12 protein-coding genes and 1 pseudogene are annotated in these 17284 nt (G+C 54.0%); 8 read left to right on the forward strand and 5 right to left on the reverse strand.

The features are described from left to right. A partial coding sequence (locus tag ACQUQ1_RS20080; protein WP_435066051.1) for a helix-turn-helix domain-containing protein occupies positions 1-143 on the reverse strand: 143 nt, incomplete at its 3' end. Between the two features lie 228 nt (positions 144-371). On the opposite strand from ACQUQ1_RS20080, the gene ACQUQ1_RS20085 reads away from it, so the two are divergent. The 3 genes and pseudogenes from ACQUQ1_RS20085 (at position 372) to ACQUQ1_RS20095 (ending at position 2377) form a co-directional block, all read left to right on the forward strand. Beyond that, entirely contained in the window at positions 372-1190 is an 819-nt protein-coding gene (locus ACQUQ1_RS20085; RefSeq protein WP_103992931.1) for a hypothetical protein, read from the forward strand. 172 nt (positions 1191-1362) lie between these two features. Next, positions 1363-1686 carry a hypothetical protein gene (locus ACQUQ1_RS20090; RefSeq protein ID WP_004594473.1) on the forward strand — a complete coding sequence of 108 codons (324 nt, stop codon included), beginning with the start codon at positions 1363-1365 and terminating at the stop codon, positions 1684-1686. Positions 1687-1779: 93 nt separating this feature from the next. Then, positions 1780-2377 (forward strand): annotated as a pseudogene (locus ACQUQ1_RS20095) (hypothetical protein). A gap of 454 nt (positions 2378-2831) precedes the next feature. On the opposite strand, the gene ACQUQ1_RS20100 reads toward ACQUQ1_RS20095, so the two are convergent. Further along, complete coding sequence (locus ACQUQ1_RS20100; protein ID WP_004594472.1) at positions 2832-4088, reverse strand: orc1/cdc6 family replication initiation protein; 1257 nt, start codon at positions 4086-4088, stop codon at positions 2832-2834. Between the two features lie 637 nt (positions 4089-4725). Next, positions 4726-5754 carry a Cdc6/Cdc18 family protein gene (locus tag ACQUQ1_RS20105; RefSeq protein ID WP_435066040.1) on the reverse strand — a complete coding sequence of 343 codons (1029 nt, stop codon included), beginning with the start codon at positions 5752-5754 and terminating at the stop codon, positions 4726-4728. Between the two features lie 216 nt (positions 5755-5970). Here ACQUQ1_RS20105 and ACQUQ1_RS20110 point away from each other — a divergent pair, with 216 nt between their 5' ends. The 5 genes from ACQUQ1_RS20110 to ACQUQ1_RS20130 all read left to right on the forward strand — a co-directional run bounded on the left by ACQUQ1_RS20110 (position 5971) and on the right by ACQUQ1_RS20130 (position 13448). Next, on the forward strand, positions 5971-8472 hold the full coding sequence (locus ACQUQ1_RS20110) for a DUF499 domain-containing protein (RefSeq protein ID WP_435066041.1): 2502 nt from the start codon (positions 5971-5973) through the stop codon (positions 8470-8472). After that, entirely contained in the window at positions 8456-9346 is an 891-nt protein-coding gene (locus ACQUQ1_RS20115) for an alkaline phosphatase (protein ID WP_435066042.1), read from the forward strand. Before ACQUQ1_RS20110 ends, ACQUQ1_RS20115 begins: the two co-directional genes overlap by 17 nt. 9 nt (positions 9347-9355) lie before the next feature. Beyond that, positions 9356-11995 carry a DUF1156 domain-containing protein gene (locus ACQUQ1_RS20120; RefSeq protein WP_435066043.1) on the forward strand — a complete coding sequence of 880 codons (2640 nt, stop codon included), beginning with the start codon at positions 9356-9358 and terminating at the stop codon, positions 11993-11995. 78 nt (positions 11996-12073) lie between these two features. Next, complete coding sequence (locus ACQUQ1_RS20125; RefSeq protein WP_435066044.1) at positions 12074-12472, forward strand: hypothetical protein; 399 nt, start codon at positions 12074-12076, stop codon at positions 12470-12472. A 121-nt stretch (positions 12473-12593) separates the two neighbouring features. Then, complete coding sequence (locus ACQUQ1_RS20130) at positions 12594-13448, forward strand: DNA adenine methylase (protein WP_435066045.1); 855 nt, start codon at positions 12594-12596, stop codon at positions 13446-13448. A gap of 91 nt (positions 13449-13539) precedes the next feature. Here ACQUQ1_RS20130 and ACQUQ1_RS20135 read toward each other — a convergent pair whose 3' ends face one another. Together ACQUQ1_RS20135 and ACQUQ1_RS20140 are read right to left on the reverse strand one after the other, a co-directional pair. Further along, positions 13540-15114, reverse strand: a complete 1575-nt coding sequence (locus tag ACQUQ1_RS20135) for a hypothetical protein (RefSeq protein ID WP_435066046.1) — start codon at positions 15112-15114, stop codon at positions 13540-13542. Then, positions 15104-17041: an AAA family ATPase gene (locus ACQUQ1_RS20140; RefSeq protein WP_435066047.1), complete on the reverse strand. Its 1938-nt coding sequence runs from the start codon at positions 17039-17041 to the stop codon at positions 15104-15106. Before ACQUQ1_RS20140 ends, ACQUQ1_RS20135 begins: the two co-directional genes overlap by 11 nt. Positions 17042-17284: the final 243 nt, after the last annotated feature.

The following is a 17284-nucleotide window of genomic DNA, read 5'->3' on the forward strand; positions in this document are numbered from 1 at the left end:
ATGAAGCCTGCGTCCTCCAACCGCTCGATCCAGTCGTAGACCCACGAGTAGGAGCCGTCGATCTTCTGGGCGATTCGCCGGATCGAGTCACCCGGCCGGGCCGCGACCATGATCTTCGCCGCGGTCTCGTCGACGTACTCCATCATCGCTAGTTATTGGTATCGCATCTAACGGTATTAGTCTTGTCCCCCGTATTCCCTATAAAATTATCTCTATACAGATATACCATTCTTGGCTCCGGTAATCCGATCCGGCTCAGAATTTGAGCGGAGATGAATTAACCAACAGAGGATACGATGGATCGCTATTCGTTGGTTAAGTTTTTCAGCGCCCGCCGAAGGGCGGAGGCGCACTCCTGTCTCCACCGACCTATGACCGACCGATATCTAACGACCGTTCTCGACGAGGCAGAGCGAGTCGCAGAGCACCATGAGCAGGTCGCCCAATCTTCGGACCATCCGGAACACGAGTATCTCAGGTACGCCGTCCTTCGGCTGCTCGAAGGAGAGGCTGACGACACATCGGTGGAAGTACCGCAGGTTGACGGCGTGACTGTCGGCTACGGAGAGGACGACGCGATGTGCAACAGTTGGGACGACGACGTCGAGTGGTGGGAGACGGTTCCGCCGCAGGAGGAGTGTACTCGGTTCCGGGTGTTCTACCCCGACGAGTACGACGCTGTTCCGCGAGTCATCGTCGACGTGATGGCAGCACTCGGGGCGTGGCGTGTCTGGACTGGGAGCGCTGCCGCCTGTGGCTCCTACGACCATCGCGAGCGGCGGGAAGTCCACTATCTGTGGCCGGAGGGCCATCCAGTTGAGGCCCTGCTTGCGGATCGTCTCCAGGATCCCAAGGCTGCGGTTGCTCCAGACGGCGGCCGCACCGGCGACGTACGCGATCGGATGGTCGTCACGGAGCACTCAACCCAGCACGACGACCTCGAGCCGCGAACCAGACGTGCCGTCGACGAATCGATGGCCGTCTCGCTGCTCGAAAAGGGTGGCCGCTATGAGGTCCGATCGGCGTCCGGAAACTGGTATGAAGTCGACGTGATCAGCGAGTCGTGTACGTGTCCAGACTGGCGGAAGCGTACGCCCGAGGGCGGCTGTAAACACCTCCGGCGAGTCGATCAGGAGATCAAGCAGGGGCGGGTCCCACGACCTGATGGGCGTCTCCCCTCGAACTCGTAGGATCGCCCAGCGTTCGAGATCTCCCGAGGCTACTGTAACATCAGACGAAACTCCTTGATGGAGAGTTTCGAGTATTGATACAGCTGCTGGAGAACCGGTGAGAGCCGTTGGTAGCGGCTTAACCAACAAAACTATGCGGTTTGCGCCTTTGTTGGTTAACACAGATCGGCCCATGTCCTACGAGCCACCGACGCCCCCAGCGGACCTCCCCACCGACGTCATCGACACACTCAACGACTATTCACCCGAGCTGCTCCGAGACGTTGCCCACTATGCCGAGGACCTCGCCGAGCATCGCGAGCGCCAGGCCCGCCTTGCCGAAGCGGAGGAGGAAGACGAGATCGACGAGCGACCCGATGACCTCCCCGATGATGTCCCGACGAAGGCGACGATCACGATCAAGGAGATCAACGATAACCGCTACTACTACTGGCAGTGGCGGGAAGGAGATCGCGTCAAATCAAAGTACAAATCCCCAGTAAATCCGGACGAGTAGACGGACTAGTACCTCAGTCGGATGGCCAGTTGTTCGGGGAGACACCCCGTCTGCGAAGTGAAAGACGCAGGGTACGAGAGAAGTCCCGAGTTGATGAGTGAGGATCCGGTCACTGTCGACGAACTCGTCGAGAAAGCCGACGAGTATCTGCACGAAGCCTCACCCACACCGGAAGAATACGAAGCGCTGAAACAGAGTGTTGCGGAGCTCACGCCGATCTTCTCAGCTGAGAATTCGTACTTTGTCCTCGGCAGCTACGGGAAACCCGAAATCCGTCCTCTCCAGCTCGTAAAAGATCGCCTCAACCGACAGCCCGGTGCGTACGCGTTCCTGATGATCGACATTCGAAGCGAGTGGACGAATACCTACCTCAAGTTCCGGCTGCTCGCCGATCATACAGACGTCATCCTGGGCGTCACCGAACACGCCCAGGGCTGCTTCCTCGTCGAGCAGGGCTACTTCACAGCCCTTGAGGAGTACTTCGCGAAGACGCACGTGTTCAAACACGACGTACAATACGATAGATGTGGACGCGATCGACACAAACGTAGCCGTCGAGAGTCCCTACAGTGGAATGCAGACCGCGATCTTCGAGATGCTCAACGATGCTAGGCGTCTCTGCCGGTGGACGACTGAGGACGACCTCGTCGAGTGTACCGAGGCTCTCGTGAGTGATCAGGAATACCCGTAGACAGAGACGAATCGGTTACTCCCACCCCCGACGTTTCTGTCGTTTCTCCACGAAATCCTGTTCACCGATGGCCCAGACAACGAATGAACTCGAACAGGAAGACATCCCCCGTTTTCGAGTAGTAAGTGCGGGGTGAATCCGTGCAAGATTGGGTCTTCGAACCACGAACCCTTACGCGATAAGTAGCCCACTGAAGAGCGATTGCAAATGCTCGTAAATGAAATTTCGTTTAAATGCTGTCAGACACTCCACTATTGCCAGTAAAATCGGAGGACAAGACGCTATTTGATGAAATTGGCAACGGTGGTCCTGATAGTAACTAGTCGGATTGATTAGAACAAGGAAGTTACTGGCAACACCGGAGAGGGTACTGGAGAAACTGGCACTGACGGTTGCGCGGTTACTGGCAAAAGTGGAGAGGGTATTGGCAGTACTGGTGTTGGCGGTTGAGAAGTCACTCCAGAACCCGATGCCGCTTGGCAGTTTCACGAATGTCGTTGAGCTCACCTAGTTCGCTCTCGAGTGCGTCGAGGGCCGACGACAGAGAGACATCAAGCTCGTATTCGTTGTAGTTCCCGCGTCCACTCGACGAGTCGACCAACCGTAAGATCCCGTGGAGGCTCAAATCCGACAGGTGGTCGTGTACTCGCCTGCGTTTCAGTGGTTCACTGCCGTGATTACGAAGAACCTCTCGATAGCGCTCATAGATCAGTTTCGTCCGTTCGGGTGTTTCTCCCTCTGCCGCTAGCTGACAGACAGTCAGCAATACATATTGCCCCTGCCGGGTCAACGAATGCATCCCTTCGACAACCTGTTGTCGTTGGATCTGATGCTCGGCCTCCCGAACGTGGTCTTCGGTGATTTTCGCCTCTCCACCCGCCATCGCGTCGTTCTCGGCGATATCAGCTGCTTTCCGGAGTAACCGTAATGCCTGCCGAGCAGATCCCGAGTCCTGTGCAGAGAATGCTGCGCACAATGGGATTACATCTGATTCGAGGACATCGTCGTAGAGCGCGATATCGGCTCGGTGCTTGAGAATATTCTGCAGTTCAGTCGCGTCGTACGGAGGGAACAAGATTTCCTCTTCGCAGAGAGTGTCCTTGACTTTCGGAGAGAGGTTTTCTCGGAACTTGAAGTCGTTCGAGATGCCGACCACACCGATTTTCACATCGAGATCCAATTGCGAGCGTGCTCGTGGAAGCTCGTACAGAATATCGTCATCCGAGCCGATGTTATCGATCTCGTCCAGAACCACGAGAATAGTCCCACCGATCGACTCAAGGTCGTTGTAGAGTTCGTTGAAGATGCGTTTTTGTTGATACCCGGTTTCGCTCATCGGTTCGCGCGAAGACGAGACTGTGGTGAGAGGGTGAGAAGGAGAGCGAATCTCGTTCACGAGATTGACCGCTACCTGATAGGATGTGGTGCAGCCAGTACAGTTGAGTTCAATAACGTTGAGATCGACGTCGTCGTACTCTCCGGCGGATTCTTGCAGCTCCTCAAGAAGATCGTGCGTAGCAGCTGTCTTCCCGACGCCGGTAACGCCATAGAGAAAGACGTTGTTCGGTTGCCAGCCCTGAATGACGGGACGGAGAGCGGCCGCATATTCGTCGAGTTCTTCGTCCCGCTCCTCGAGTGTCTCTGGCTGGTAATCATCCCGGAGGACGTCTTTGTCTTGGATGATGAACGATTCTCGATTGAATCGGCCCATAGGCGGACTCAAGACGAAGAACCATCATAAAACCATGGGTTCCAGTATCACCACTAACCCACCACTCGAACCAATTATGCCAGTGTCGCATCCACTTATAAAACACACACACTCCACTATTGCCAGTAAACCTTTGCAACAACTGGAGGGGGTCAACGACCCCCTCTCTAATTAGCGATACTCTTAATACATTGTACGTTAAACCATACCCGCACTAACGAAAACTCCACTAGTTGTAGTAGGTTTAGATAACAGTAACTAGACTAGAGACGTGACAGTTTCTGCCCTCCCGTCCATTCTCCCCTCGTTACTGGCAATGGTGGAGTGAGAGAGGTACTTAAACGACGGTATTATTGGCAATACTGGCAACTCTGGTCGCCCTCTCCCTGCTACCATCGTTGCCTGGCCGATATTCCAGTCGAAATCTACCCTTCCCGACACCAGTCGATGATGACCGTGGACCTCTTTCGGTTAACCAACAAATCGTATGTATTAACCGTCTGTTGGTTAACTGCTCATGGCCTATGCTCGATTCGCAGTCGGCACTCAGTACTAGTATCCCGTGATTTCGGCGTTTCGCGATTCCGCAAGGGTTCGCTTGATTGCCGCTCGATCTCACCCAATCGGAGACAGGATATTACTGCATCGGCGACGCAGCTTCCGAACCGACGAGTGAGTACTCCCGGTCCCGGCTCGTGCCTTCCGCATCGACGAGGTTGTACTGGACCATCTTGGAGAGATACGTCCGCACTGTCCGTTTTGTCCGAGGATCGTCGACCTTCTCGGTATAGTGGTCGTGAATCTCGCTCGGCCCGAGTGGCTCGTGATCGCGAACAATGTTGTAAACGACGCGCTGGTGTGGCGTGAGTGAATCGATGCTCTTCTGCTTAATCTGGGCCCGGGCATCCTCGGCGGCGTCCAGGAGGATGTCGTTGGTGATCCGCTCCTGGTTCTCGCGGTCAGCCTTGCCGGCGGCTGTTCGAAGGATGCCGATAGCGAGGCGGGCGTCGCCGGCGGCTGCATCGGCGATCCGGTAGAGCTGGTCGTCGGTGATGACGTTCTCGTCGAGCCCCCACTTCGCCCGCGCACTCAGGATATCGTACAGCTGCTCGTCGTGGTACTTGTCCATCCGGACGTGTTCGCTGGACCGCAGGCGACTCACGAGGCGATCGTCGACGCGGCCGAACAGCTCTTCTTCCTTGTTCGCGATACAGATGATCGCGAACTGCGGGAGGCTGTGGAGGTCGTAGATGACGCTGGGGTCCTCGAGTTGGTCGACTTCGTCCAGGATGACGACGGTTCGCGGGCCGTCGTGTTGCTGGAGGCGGTCGACGAGTTCGTCGTGCGGTGTCGACTGTCGGTGGATGTCGATGGTGGCGCCGAGGTCGTCGAGGATCTGGTAGAGCGTGCGGAACCGCGTGTAGTTGCGCCAGCAGTTGACGTAGGTCGTCTCGACGTCGAGGACCTCTTCCCGGAGTCGTTCGGTGACGAACTTCGAGATGCAGGTCTTGCCGGTTCCGCTGGGTCCGGTGACGATAGCGGTGTCGGCGGGTTCTCCGTTCGTGATGGGCTCGAGAACGCTGGAAAGGTGGTTGACTTCGGCGTCGCGATGCTCAACTTCCCGAGGGACGAACCCGGCGCGGAGAACGCGAGCATCGCGGATCATCTTCTATTGATGTCCATATTTTCCGTCCTGGTTATAAAGCGTAACCGGGTCGTTTCCGGAAAAGCAAGATCTGGATACCGCAAATATTCTCATCCGGTCGCTGCCCCGTGGTTCTGCAACCAGAAATCCTTGTTTCCGGGAAAGACCATAGATTAGCTCAGTAGAATTCGCTCATTTGGACAAGCATCAAGTAGGGCTCGGTTAGAACATAAGAGCATGACAATCTCCGAGCTCCTGACTCCTCGTGAGGAAGTTCAGGAAGGAAGATTTCAGGGAGTTCTCCAAGCTCACAAGGTAGGTGGCTCAGAGGACCGACTGGAAAACGACCCTTCCCGCCTACTCTCCATGACATACCCGTCGAACGCCCTGGAAACCGCGTTCGACCACGTCGACAACAAACTTCGGGGCCGAGACAGCCAAGGAGGAATCACGCTCACCGGCCCCTACGGAGCAGGTAAATCCCACGGCCTGCTAACCCTCTACCACCTCTTCAACAGCCCGGACATCGGCCAGGAATGGCTCGACGAATGGGAGATTGCTCTCGACGTCCCGGACTCTGCAGAAGCAACTATCCTCTCTACCAGCGAGACCGATGCCGACCACATCTGGGAACCGATCTTCGAAGACCTGGGACGTGAGGATATCTCGGAAGATGTCAAGCGCTACGTCACGACCGATCATATCGAGGACCTCTGTAGTGACAAGCCGGTCGCTATATTTTTCGACGAGATCGAAACATGGTGGGAGTCCTTCAGCGACTCAGAAGACGAGGAACTGGTGGAACGCAACGAGTTCTTTATCCAGAACCTGCTGGAGGTAGCGAATGACCCTGACGAGGACTTGTTCGTCTTCATCACGCTCTTGGACAAGAGCGACGACTTCAAGCGAATTCTCAACAGGACGAACCCCTACGCTGTCGACCTGAACGCTACAGGGGACCGGGAACGGATAATCCTCCACCGTCTCTTCGAGACCCGGCGCGAGGAGCTGGACGAGAATAAGGTTCGGGATATCGTTCAGAACTACGTCGAGAACTACAGCTACCCCATCGAGATCGAGGAGGAGAAACGGTATGAGAATCGGATGGTCGAGACCTATCCGTTCCACCCAGAGCTCCTAGATCTGCTCGACAATCTGTACGAGGGCGGGAAGGAACGGCAGAACGTCCGGGGAGCGATGAACGTCCTCGCAGACACGGTTCGCAGGCTATACCAGGAGACAGGTCTCATTATCACCAGCGACATCGAGGCAGCTGCCTTCCGGGGAATAAACCAGACCCTGTTCAACCGGTATGTCTCCGACCTCGATTCTGTAGAGGATATCGACTACGGTGAGGAGTTGCTGAAGACTATTCTCCTATACACTCTGGACGAGCGGTCCCAGATGGCCTCCGTCACCGAGTGCCTGCTTGGGACCTACAAGCCAGACAAGAACTCGGTGTCGAAGCTGGATATGTCCCTCCAGAACCTGTACGGCACAGCCCACTATCTGGACCGTGATGGGCAGAAAAACAACTACTACATTACCGAGGATCCCAAGCTCACCGCTCTCGTAACCCGAGAACAAGAGCGGGTTCTGGACGGGGACAGGGAAGCTATCGAGGAGAAGTTGGCCGAGGTCGTTAGAGACGATGTCTGGGACGGAGACGTAGTCGTCTCCCCCGAGGATGACGTCTCGGACTCACGGGATATCTCCGTCGTGGTTATGCTGGATTACCTGTCGAACGGGGCCTTGGAGAAGAAGTTGAACGGTTTCTTCGAGGGCCGGACCTACCAGAACACCGTCCTCTTCGTCACACCGAACCAGAAGATCCGACAGGATGACGACCTGATCAGCAAGGCCGCACGGGTGCTCGGTGCGGAGAACCTGAGAGGGAAAGTAGACGACGAGCAGGGAGAGCTGGAGAAAATCATCCGTGACGAGCGCCGGGAGCTCCGGAACGAGCTTGAGGACAACTACGGCAGCTGGGTCAAGTGGACCGACTCAGGAGGCGGTCTCCGGATGAGGAAGAAATCGGTCAGCCCAGACGTGGAGGACGTGAAGAGCAAGGTTGGCCGTGACAAGACGTACATCGGAGAGAAGATCGTCGAAGAAGTTCAGGACGCGGAAAACGGGGTTAACGTGGCCTCTATGCTCAACGACTTCCGCCAATTCCGCAGGATGCCTGTGGTCCTGGAGGACAGCGCGTTTTACTCCGCTCTCGGCCAGCTCTATCGCGACGGCAAGATAATCTTGGAAAGCGACCGGGCGAAGTTCTACGCTACTCAGAAAGGCGATCCGCTACCGGACCTGGACGATGATCTGACCATTCACCATCCGGATAACCTTGATGAGTCGGTTTACACGGAAACAGACCCTGAGCCAGAACCAGACACAGAGACTCCAGGAACGGGAGGAGTTGCAACTGGGAGCAGTATCGGAGCAGGAGACGGAACTACTGCCGTCGGCCAAACAGAGACCGAAACGAGCGGCACGGGAGAGACCGTCAGCACGGAGTCAGAGACAAAGACCGTACAGCTGGAAGGGAACAGCCCCCGTGTTCTCCGAAGCGTGGCCGAATCCAGGGTCAATGCAGACTCAGACACCGCTACCCATATCGATCTCTCCTACGATATAGACGAGCTTTCGAAGGAGGAACTGATCGAGTTTCTAGAACAGCTTCCAAGCGCCATCCACATAGACGCTCAGGTGGTGATCGAAAGTGAAGTTCAAGACTGAGGCCCTCACCGACCTTGTCGAAGCCGAAGACCCGGTCGACTCAGTCTGGCAGGCAGTCTGGAACATCTGGGCTCCACCTGGAGACGATATCGGCTCACATTACAGCCGTGAGCCGCAGATGGTGGAGTACGAACGCCTGCTTCTCGACGTCTACAGCGAGTTCTACACAGACATCCTGACGGACAAGTGTGTGAACGAGGCCTCCATGAACGTCCCTGAGGATGGGACACTGGTTATGATGGACTCGATGAGTGTCCGAGAGGCCTCTCTGTTCGTACAGTTCCTGCAGGGTGGAGACAGTGATCTGTCCGTCGGTTACTCCTACTCGACCGTCCCGTCAGAGACTATGCCTTTCCGGGAACGAGTGGGTTACTCCGACCTGAAGAAGGAGTACAAAACTGCGAGCGTAAAAAGCCAGGAACCATCACTGGACGGCGACGAACGGATAGTCTGGTGCCGTTTCCCTGACGCACTTCTAGAAAATATCCAGGAAGGGAAAACGAAGCTATCCTCGATCGAGGAGATGTACGAGAAATCGGAGACAGCCCTCCGAAACATCATTGCCCAACTTGATACGGATACACTGGTCATCACCTCGGACCACGGCTACGCACGGTTGGACTCCGGCCACACTTTCCAGATATCGGATCGGCAGAAAAACCGGCTTCAGGACACCTTCAGCGGACGATTCGAAAGCGTCGGAGGGGTCAACGCCGACGACCTCGTTGAGGAAGGCCTCGTTGTCGAGGCTGACGGATACTACATGCCTCTCGGACGGTACACCTGGCCCGCAGGAGGGAAGTACTCCAATTTCCAGCACGGAGGCCTCAGCGTTTCTGAATGCATCACTCCCCGAATCACAGTAAACCTCTAAAATCCAGCTATGAGCAAAGACAACAGTAGTCGTCGACCTATCGAGATTTCATTCCCGATCGAGGAAGTCAACGAGATCGCATCGAAGGAAGGCCACGCCAAGCGGTACTACCGCCCGGTGTACACGATGCACAAGTACTGGGCCAGGCGGCTGGGCTCAGTTTTCCGCACAATGCTCCTGTACTCTCTCGCAGAAGATGAGATACATATCAAGGAGAACGGGCAGGAGAGCCTCGAGGAGCTGCCGGACGTTGACTGGGATAACCCTGAGGCTTTGTGGGAGTACTACCTGGAAGATGTCGACTTCGACGGCAAGACTGTCCTGGACCCGTTCATGGGCGGCGGGACAACCATTGTCGAAGCCCTGCGGATGGGATGCAACGTCATCGGCAGCGACCTCAACCCTGTCGCCTGGTTCACCGTCAAGAAAGAGATCGAGCCGATCGATATCGATGATCTGCAGGAGGCCTACGACGAGATCTACGAATCCATCGGTGAGGAAATCCTCGAGTACTACCAGACACCGTGCCCGGACTGCGACGGCATGGCGGATGCGATGTACTATTTCTGGGTGAAAGAGATCGAGTGCCTGAACTGCGGTCACGATGTTCCGCTGTTCAAGGGTTACTACTTCGCCGACTCCCGTTCCTCCAACGACAGCTACAAGAACGTTCTCTGCCCGGACTGCTGGACTGTCCAGCAAACAGACGACCATAGCACTGAGACGAAATGCGTGAATGACGATTGCGGTAACAAGTTCATGCCCAAGGAGGGAACCGCTTCAGGCGAGAACTATACCTGTCCTGATTGCGGTGTCCGAAGCAAGATTATTGACGCCACGAAACGGTTCGGGAAACCTGACTCCCAGATGTATGCGGTCGAGTACTACTGCGATTCCTGCGACGAGAAAGGATACAAAGATCCCACGGATCACGACTTAGAGCTCTACGAGAAAGCATGTCAGGAGCTAGAGGAAGAGTGGGACGAGCTTCCGATCCCGGAGCAGGACCGGTATCAGGGCAGCAGCGACCGTGCCTGGAACCACGGCTACCACAAGTACCACCAGATGTTCAACGACCGGCAGCTGTTGCTACTGGGCCGGCTCCTGCATGAGATCGACGATATCGAGGATCAGAACGTGAAGGAGTTCTTGCTCACCACGTTCTCCGCCATGCTGGAGTCCAACAATATGTTCTGTATGTACAACCGCGTGGCAAACAAGCTTGAGCCCATTTACAACTACAACACGATAATCGCCCGCCACACGCCCGTTGAAGGCAATATCTGGGGAAGTGACTACGGCCGTGGCACCTTCAAGGGGATGTTCGATAAGACGAAGGCCGCGAAGGAATGGTGTCAGAGTCCGGTCGAGAAGTACATCGACGAGGACGGGAACTCACAGGACAAGCAGATGCAGACACCTGTCGAAGGCGTCCTCGTAGACGATGCGTCCGAACTTGGGGAGACAGGGAACGCCATGCTCCGCTGCGGAACATCAGAGTACCTGCCTATCGAGGACGAGTCCGTGGATGCAATCATCACGGATCCTCCGTACTACGACAACGAAATGTACGCTGAGCTCTCGGACTTCTACTACGTTTGGCTACATCAGGTTCTCAGCGACACCTACGACCACTTCCAGGGAGAACGGACTCCCAAGAAAAGCGAGGCCGTCGTCGATCCCGCGAAAGACGTTGAGGACAAGAGAACCGAGGAACACTACATTGAGACCCTGACCAACGTCTTCAACGAATCCCGCCGGAAATTGGCTGATGACGGCATTATGGCCTTCACCTTCCATCACAAGGAGAGCGAGGCCTGGGGTTCAACGCTTCAATCCGTCTTGGATGCTGACTTCTACATCAGCGCTCTCTACCCTGTGAACAGCGAGACCCGAGGCGGTACACGGCACGGCAGAGCCACCGTGGACTACGACACAATCATCGTCTGCAGAAAACGTCAGGAAGACCCAGAGGAGGTCTCTTGGAAGTCCCTTGAGGACGACATCTACTTCCGGGCAGAAGACGAGATCGACCGCTTAGAGCAGGCCGGACGCCGCTTAACTGGCGGTGATATCTTCGTGGTAGCGATGGGAAAGTGCTTGGAAATCTTCTCAAAGCACTACCCGAACGTCACCCGAGACGGAGAACAGATGGACGTCGTCGAGGCTGTCGACGCCATCAAGGAAATCGTCGACGAGCAACTTCTCGAAGAACGGTTCCAGATCCTCAGCGAGGAAATGGACCCGCTCAGCGCTGTCTACCTGACCCACGTACTCGGACGGGGTGAGGAACTGTCCTTCAATGCTCTCAATAAAGATCTTCGGCAGAGAGGCGTCGACGTAGCAGAACTGGTCCACGAAGACCTACTGGAGCAGCAGGGAGACGACCTCGTCATCCTTGACCCGTTGGAACGGGCCGACCGCCTGGAGAACAAAAACGAGCCGCTCGCTATCGACAAGGCCCACTACCTCTACTACCTCTTCGAGACAGACCAGTTAGCGAAGAAATTCGGCCAATGGACAGACGAAGCAGCGATCAACGCTCTACGGAGACTCTCTGAAATCGAAGGAGATGACGACTACGACGATATCGCGGAGTACGTGAAGGAACAGTCAGACACCCAGCTGGAGATCGAAGACTTCAGTTGACCCTTTATCGGCCCACTGAAACGGGGATTTTGAGATTACTTTTATGCCAATTGCCAGTTTACGGACTGCTAGAACTGGATGAACTTCGATATTGGCTATCACGTCGTCGACGAGGAGGCCTTAGAAGACGGCGATAGGTTCGAGGAGAAGATGAGCGTAGTGGAGTTTCTTCGTCGAGTCGACGATATGAGCGATCTTCCCTATGATATCGCGGTCTATGGTCTCGACAGTTATCTTAGAGGTGCGGAAGATCCTGAAGAGATCAGCGAGTTTATCCACGATATCCTGGCGGAGCGCGTGAACTTTCTGATGACGAACAACCCCAGAGTACAGTTCGTGGTAGACAACGTGGAGTACTGGGACGAGCCTGTACTACCCGACGGCGCCGACCGAATCGAGCTAAATACAATTTTCCGGGGAAGCCTTGAACAGGTCGGGCCAGGATGGTACTCCAGCAATCTGAACGTGACCTCATAGAACTGGCCCCCATCGCTCTGTGACGGGTTTCGTTGCCGTCTTCCTGCGATTGTTCAGGTTATCGGCCGGGGAAACTGCTATGAAGGAAGTATTATAGTCAATCGTCGTCTACGATTCGGTCGTGACAGAGTCTGTATTTCCGTTCCCAGGAGGCAAATCATATCTAGCCCCTTGGATCATCGAACATTTCCCTAAGCACAAGTGCTACGTTGAGGTATTCGGCGGAAGTGGAGCAGTACTGGTCAACAAGCCCGAGAGCCATACCGAGGTCTACAACGACTTAGACGGCGACCTGGTCCAGTTCTTCAAGGTACTGCGGGAAAGAGAAGACGAGCTCGTCGAGTGGTTGAACCTGACGCCCTACGCAAGGGAACAGCACCAGGAATGGAAAGAAGACTTCTACTCCGGCGAAAGACCAGACGATCCGATAGAGCGGGCAGGCCGATTCTTCTACCTCCGGTACTCTCAGTACGCCTCAAAATACCGGACAGCTTCGGGATTCGCGGGAGCCCATCAGAGAAATAAGGCCCGGAAGCTGAGAAACGCCGCGGAGAAACTCCACGAGTTTGCTGACCGATTCAAGAACGTCCAGATCGAGAATCTTGATTACGCCGAAGTGATTGATCGGTACGACAGCGAGGACACGTTCTTCTACTGCGACCCGCCTTACCTCGACGAAGGTGACGATCTCTACCGACACGAAGACGCTTTTGACCATGAACGGTTCGTCGACACCCTGACTCAAACCGAGGGCAAGTGGGCGGTATCCTACCAACGAGTCCCAGAGGGATTACAAGATTACATTATCGTGGAGAAAGGCCGCTCTCAGTTCATGAACAAGCAACATAATGATGAGACGCGCTCAACTGAGGTCACGGAGCGCCTCATCCTCAATTACGATCTCGATGAAGCCGGGAAGTTCGAGGTTGACGATACAGAGCAGACTACGCTTGACGGTCTTAACGACGACGGGTAAACATCCAGATGCTCTACTACAGGTTTAACTGTGCTCTATCAAGCACTTTCTCAAGTCCACTCTCAATATTTGGGGTTTACTAACAAGTCTGTCAGTCCTTCTCAAAGGGATGTTTCGGGCTGTTTTCCCATCCTTTGATTTGGATGCCTGGGATGTTATGCTCTTGGATGATATCGGCGTGGCCGACGAATAGGCCTAATTCGAGTTCCGGACTCCTAAGAGGATCGGGGCTACTCCCGACATACTTATTTTGACCATCACGATCCAACTCCATATCCTCACCTGGTCGTGCATAGGCACCGTACTCAAGAATTTTCTTCGTTCCCTCGATGACTGGGGGTTCGTATTCCTCATCCTCCAATACGATACTGTGTTTGACTTCTCCGATGAACAGGCGAATGAGGGTTGGATCGTCTGCTTCTGCGTCCAACTCTAATAGAACTATATCTGGAGTCTTGCGACCGCTTCCGGACTCTTGGCCGAACGCTTCGCTACGTATCCACCGGCGATGCTGGTGTACGTAGCCTACTCGCGCTGGATCACTCGTACCGAACTCGTCTGTTAAGGGTGGTTCAGGGGATGGATATCTTGGCTCCCGAATTGATAGAAGGTCATAAAATTCGGTGCTGTCGTCGTAGGGATACTTACCCTCCCAATCGTTGAACAGGAGAAATTCGGAGTTATCGTGTTCCCACCGGGCTAAGAGTTCACCACGATAGTCTCCACTTGTGTCTCCGGTGAAAGGTTCCAATTGATTTTCGACTTGTTCAACTTGCTCGAGGAGTTTGAATATCCAATATAGTTCGTATACATCTGAGCCTTCTTCATTCTCTTCAGTGGGATGGAACAAGTCTAGGCTGAGGAGACTCGCGGCGTACTCCCCGTGTTCGTCGAGCCAATCCGTGCCCAAACCCCGGTAGTATTCTAGCAGGGCTGCCGCTTCCCGATAGACCCGGTCGCGATCAGCTTTCACTTCAGCAATTTCCCGGTCAGTAACCGAGACTGCATTAAGATCTACTGTCTCAAAATGGGGGCTGTTCAGGATGCGATTTAGCTCCTGCCGATATTCCCCCCTAGGCCCCCATTCTTCAAACCAGGTTGGCCATTTACCATCCTCAACGACGTTACGCTTGAAGTCTGTACAGATGGACCGGATTGTCGAGAGGACCGCAAACAGAACACGATTCCGGGTCGAATAGGGCGTCTTTTCCCGCACGCGGCAGGCAAACTTCTGTGACCTTATATCGCCTGTCCGATAGCGATACTGAATAGTTTCACCCCAATCTATGTGACCACGGACTGTACCATCTGTGATTTCGACACGCTGAGTGACTTCTGGATCGAGAGATCGGAGTCTAGCTGGTAATAGTGAAATAAAATCCAGAACACCGACTGACTCTCCATATCTGTCCCTAATCCCTGCTGTCTTCTCGATCGGAACAGATAGTTCTTCGCGGCGTTTGGTCGTTCGTGGCTCCCACTTCCCTGTGCGGAGGAAATGGTACGAAAGGATATCATCAAGACCACGAATGTTCACATTGGGATCAAGAGCCCGAGACCATCCCTCAATGTTGGTCACATCGCCGAGATATCCCGTCAGGTGCTCAGCACACTCTCTGACGATGTCCTCGGTTCCCGGAGCCGAGATACCGTTTCTACTCGCCATCTGTGGGTATCGCGATATCTAAATACTCTCTGGTAAACTCGTTCACTATATCACGATCGAAGAGTTCGTCATCTAGTCGACCCCCAATTTCCCCTAATACATCGTCCATTTTGCTTGGCGGAAGACCATCGAGTTGTGGAAGTAGCTTTGCAACGGTGGCGTATTCGTAGTGGAGTTCTCCAGTCCGTTCTATGCCTGTAATAACTTGTTTAGCAAGGTCCTCAATCACACCTGGTCCAACTTTTTGATGTCGTTGAACCGCTGTCCATAGAATCGTCAGATCTTCTTTCAGGCGATTATCCAAGTCACTACTGACGTTCTCGATATCTTCTTCATCAGGATAACCTAAATCCCAGATGTCTAAGTATTCGTCAAGAAGGAACTCACCATCTTCCTCCAAGTCTTCGTCATCAGGGACCGGCACTTGGATGAACGCGAACCGACGCATGAAAGCCCGGCTCATCCGGTATAATGATGATTTATCGACGGAATTGATCGTCGCAATCAATCGCCAGTCTTCGGGGATATAATACGTATGTGAGTTCACTCGTGGCTCTGTAATGGCGTTGGGATTCCCATTCAATTTGATCGGTTTCGAGGGTTCCTGAGTTGTATCATCGAACGGGAGAGTGACGTTGTTTCCTGTCAACGCGGAGAACAGTGAACCGAAGGCCTTGTCGATGTTAGCTCGGTTTAGCTCATCGATTACCAGCCACTCGTTTTTAGCCTCAATACCACGGGCCCCCATGCGACTCTCGTCCATGAATCGCTGAAGGAATAGGCCAGGGTAAAATTCGAGACCGCCGTCAGTTTGTGGACGATACCCACCAATCGTATCAAAGGTCGTCCAGTCGTCTGTTGCCGTCGCCATCTGGTAATTGTCAGCATAGTACTCAGCCACTTGTTCGGCAAGATCACTCTTCCCCGAACCAGGAGGACCCGTTAGGATGACGTGGTTCCCACTTCGAAGCGCAATATCTATTTGTTCGATTATAGTTTGGCTTCGCTCCTCGTCGGGGGGAAAATACAGGTCAATATCATCGGGCGTACCGTCAACCTCTTCGAAGACAACCGGTTCCTTCCACAGATTATAGCTCTCAAAGTAGTGCCGTTCAATTTGGGATAACAGGGATCCCAGTGACTCCGGCAGCGTATTGCCGTCATTATCACCGTAAACCTCAGCCCGAAGTGAACTCATGATTGCGCTCTTACTTTTGTCTTGCAATTCTTGAACTCGCGAGATGGCTTGTTCACGCCGCTCTTGTACGGATTTACGTCGATCCGTATTTACGAGATATTCATAAACGAGATGTTCCAGGCGTTGGGCTCGGTATTGATTGGTGGCCCAATTTTCCTCCAGTACTTCATTGAGCTGTGTTCGAATCCACCGAATACGGTCACGCATCTGAAGAGCTTCATCAATACGATCCGGAGTTACTGTGATTACAGTCTCGCCTCCCCTATCACCGCGTTCTCTCAGTTCACGCGGTTGAATTGATATCCCATTCTCACTTCCTCTTTCAAGGGTCTCATCAGCTACGTAGGACTTGTGCGGAGCATTATCATCTCCTGTGTCGTAGTGTGAATAGACTGAGTCGTCCCAGAAGGTGAAGACATCATAGTCTTCATGATACCCTCCGAGAATTACCTGATACTCTTCGTCTGGGTTCCAATCGCTACCACTTTCACGGTCGGTAATCTCGTGACCGTTTTCATTTGTATTATCCAGGCGGACGTTTATCGCCCATCCATGATCCTCATCACTATAACTAGTCTCGAATAAATAGAACCGCACCTGACTCGGTAGAGGGTCCTGTAGATCTACATCGAGAGGGTTAGAGTCAACACCGGAATGTTGCTTGACGTATCCGCCTAAAGCATCCAAAAGAATTTCACGAGGGGTTGGAGAAGAGGACTTGCTGGTCATATCTTTGTCGTATATTAATAGATCGATAAAAGCGTCGCTGTCTAGTTAGTGAGTTTGACAAAGTGGGATGTCCGAGTCTTAATAACCGTCAACTGAGTTCTCAGTCCTCTCTGATTTATTTTAGCCGCTCTCGGTAAGCCACTCGTAAGCTGTCAGTCTCGCCAAGAGTGAAGTGAGACCGATATCTTGGTAGGGAATGTTCGATGGATTCAACGCTTCTGACCGGTCCGAAACACGCCCGAT

Source organism: Halobaculum sp. EA56 (assembly GCF_051195075.1).
In the GTDB taxonomy this organism is placed as follows: domain Archaea; phylum Halobacteriota; class Halobacteria; order Halobacteriales; family Haloferacaceae; genus Halobaculum.

Coding starts and splice junctions, on each gene's coding strand:
- ACQUQ1_RS20085 (WP_103992931.1), top strand. CDS start 372: ATGACCGACCGATATCTAACGACCGTTCTCGACGAGGCAGAGCGAGTC.
- ACQUQ1_RS20090 (WP_004594473.1), top strand. CDS start 1,363: ATGTCCTACGAGCCACCGACGCCCCCAGCGGACCTCCCCACCGACGTC.
- ACQUQ1_RS20100 (WP_004594472.1), bottom strand. CDS start 4,088: ATGGGCCGATTCAATCGAGAATCGTTCATCATCCAAGACAAAGACGTC.
- ACQUQ1_RS20105 (WP_435066040.1), bottom strand. CDS start 5,754: ATGATCCGCGATGCTCGCGTTCTCCGCGCCGGGTTCGTCCCTCGGGAA.
- ACQUQ1_RS20110 (WP_435066041.1), top strand. CDS start 5,971: ATGACAATCTCCGAGCTCCTGACTCCTCGTGAGGAAGTTCAGGAAGGA.
- ACQUQ1_RS20120 (WP_435066043.1), top strand. CDS start 9,356: ATGAGCAAAGACAACAGTAGTCGTCGACCTATCGAGATTTCATTCCCG.
- ACQUQ1_RS20125 (WP_435066044.1), top strand. CDS start 12,074: ATGAACTTCGATATTGGCTATCACGTCGTCGACGAGGAGGCCTTAGAA.
- ACQUQ1_RS20135 (WP_435066046.1), bottom strand. CDS start 15,114: ATGGCGAGTAGAAACGGTATCTCGGCTCCGGGAACCGAGGACATCGTC.
- ACQUQ1_RS20140 (WP_435066047.1), bottom strand. CDS start 17,041: ATGACCAGCAAGTCCTCTTCTCCAACCCCTCGTGAAATTCTTTTGGAT.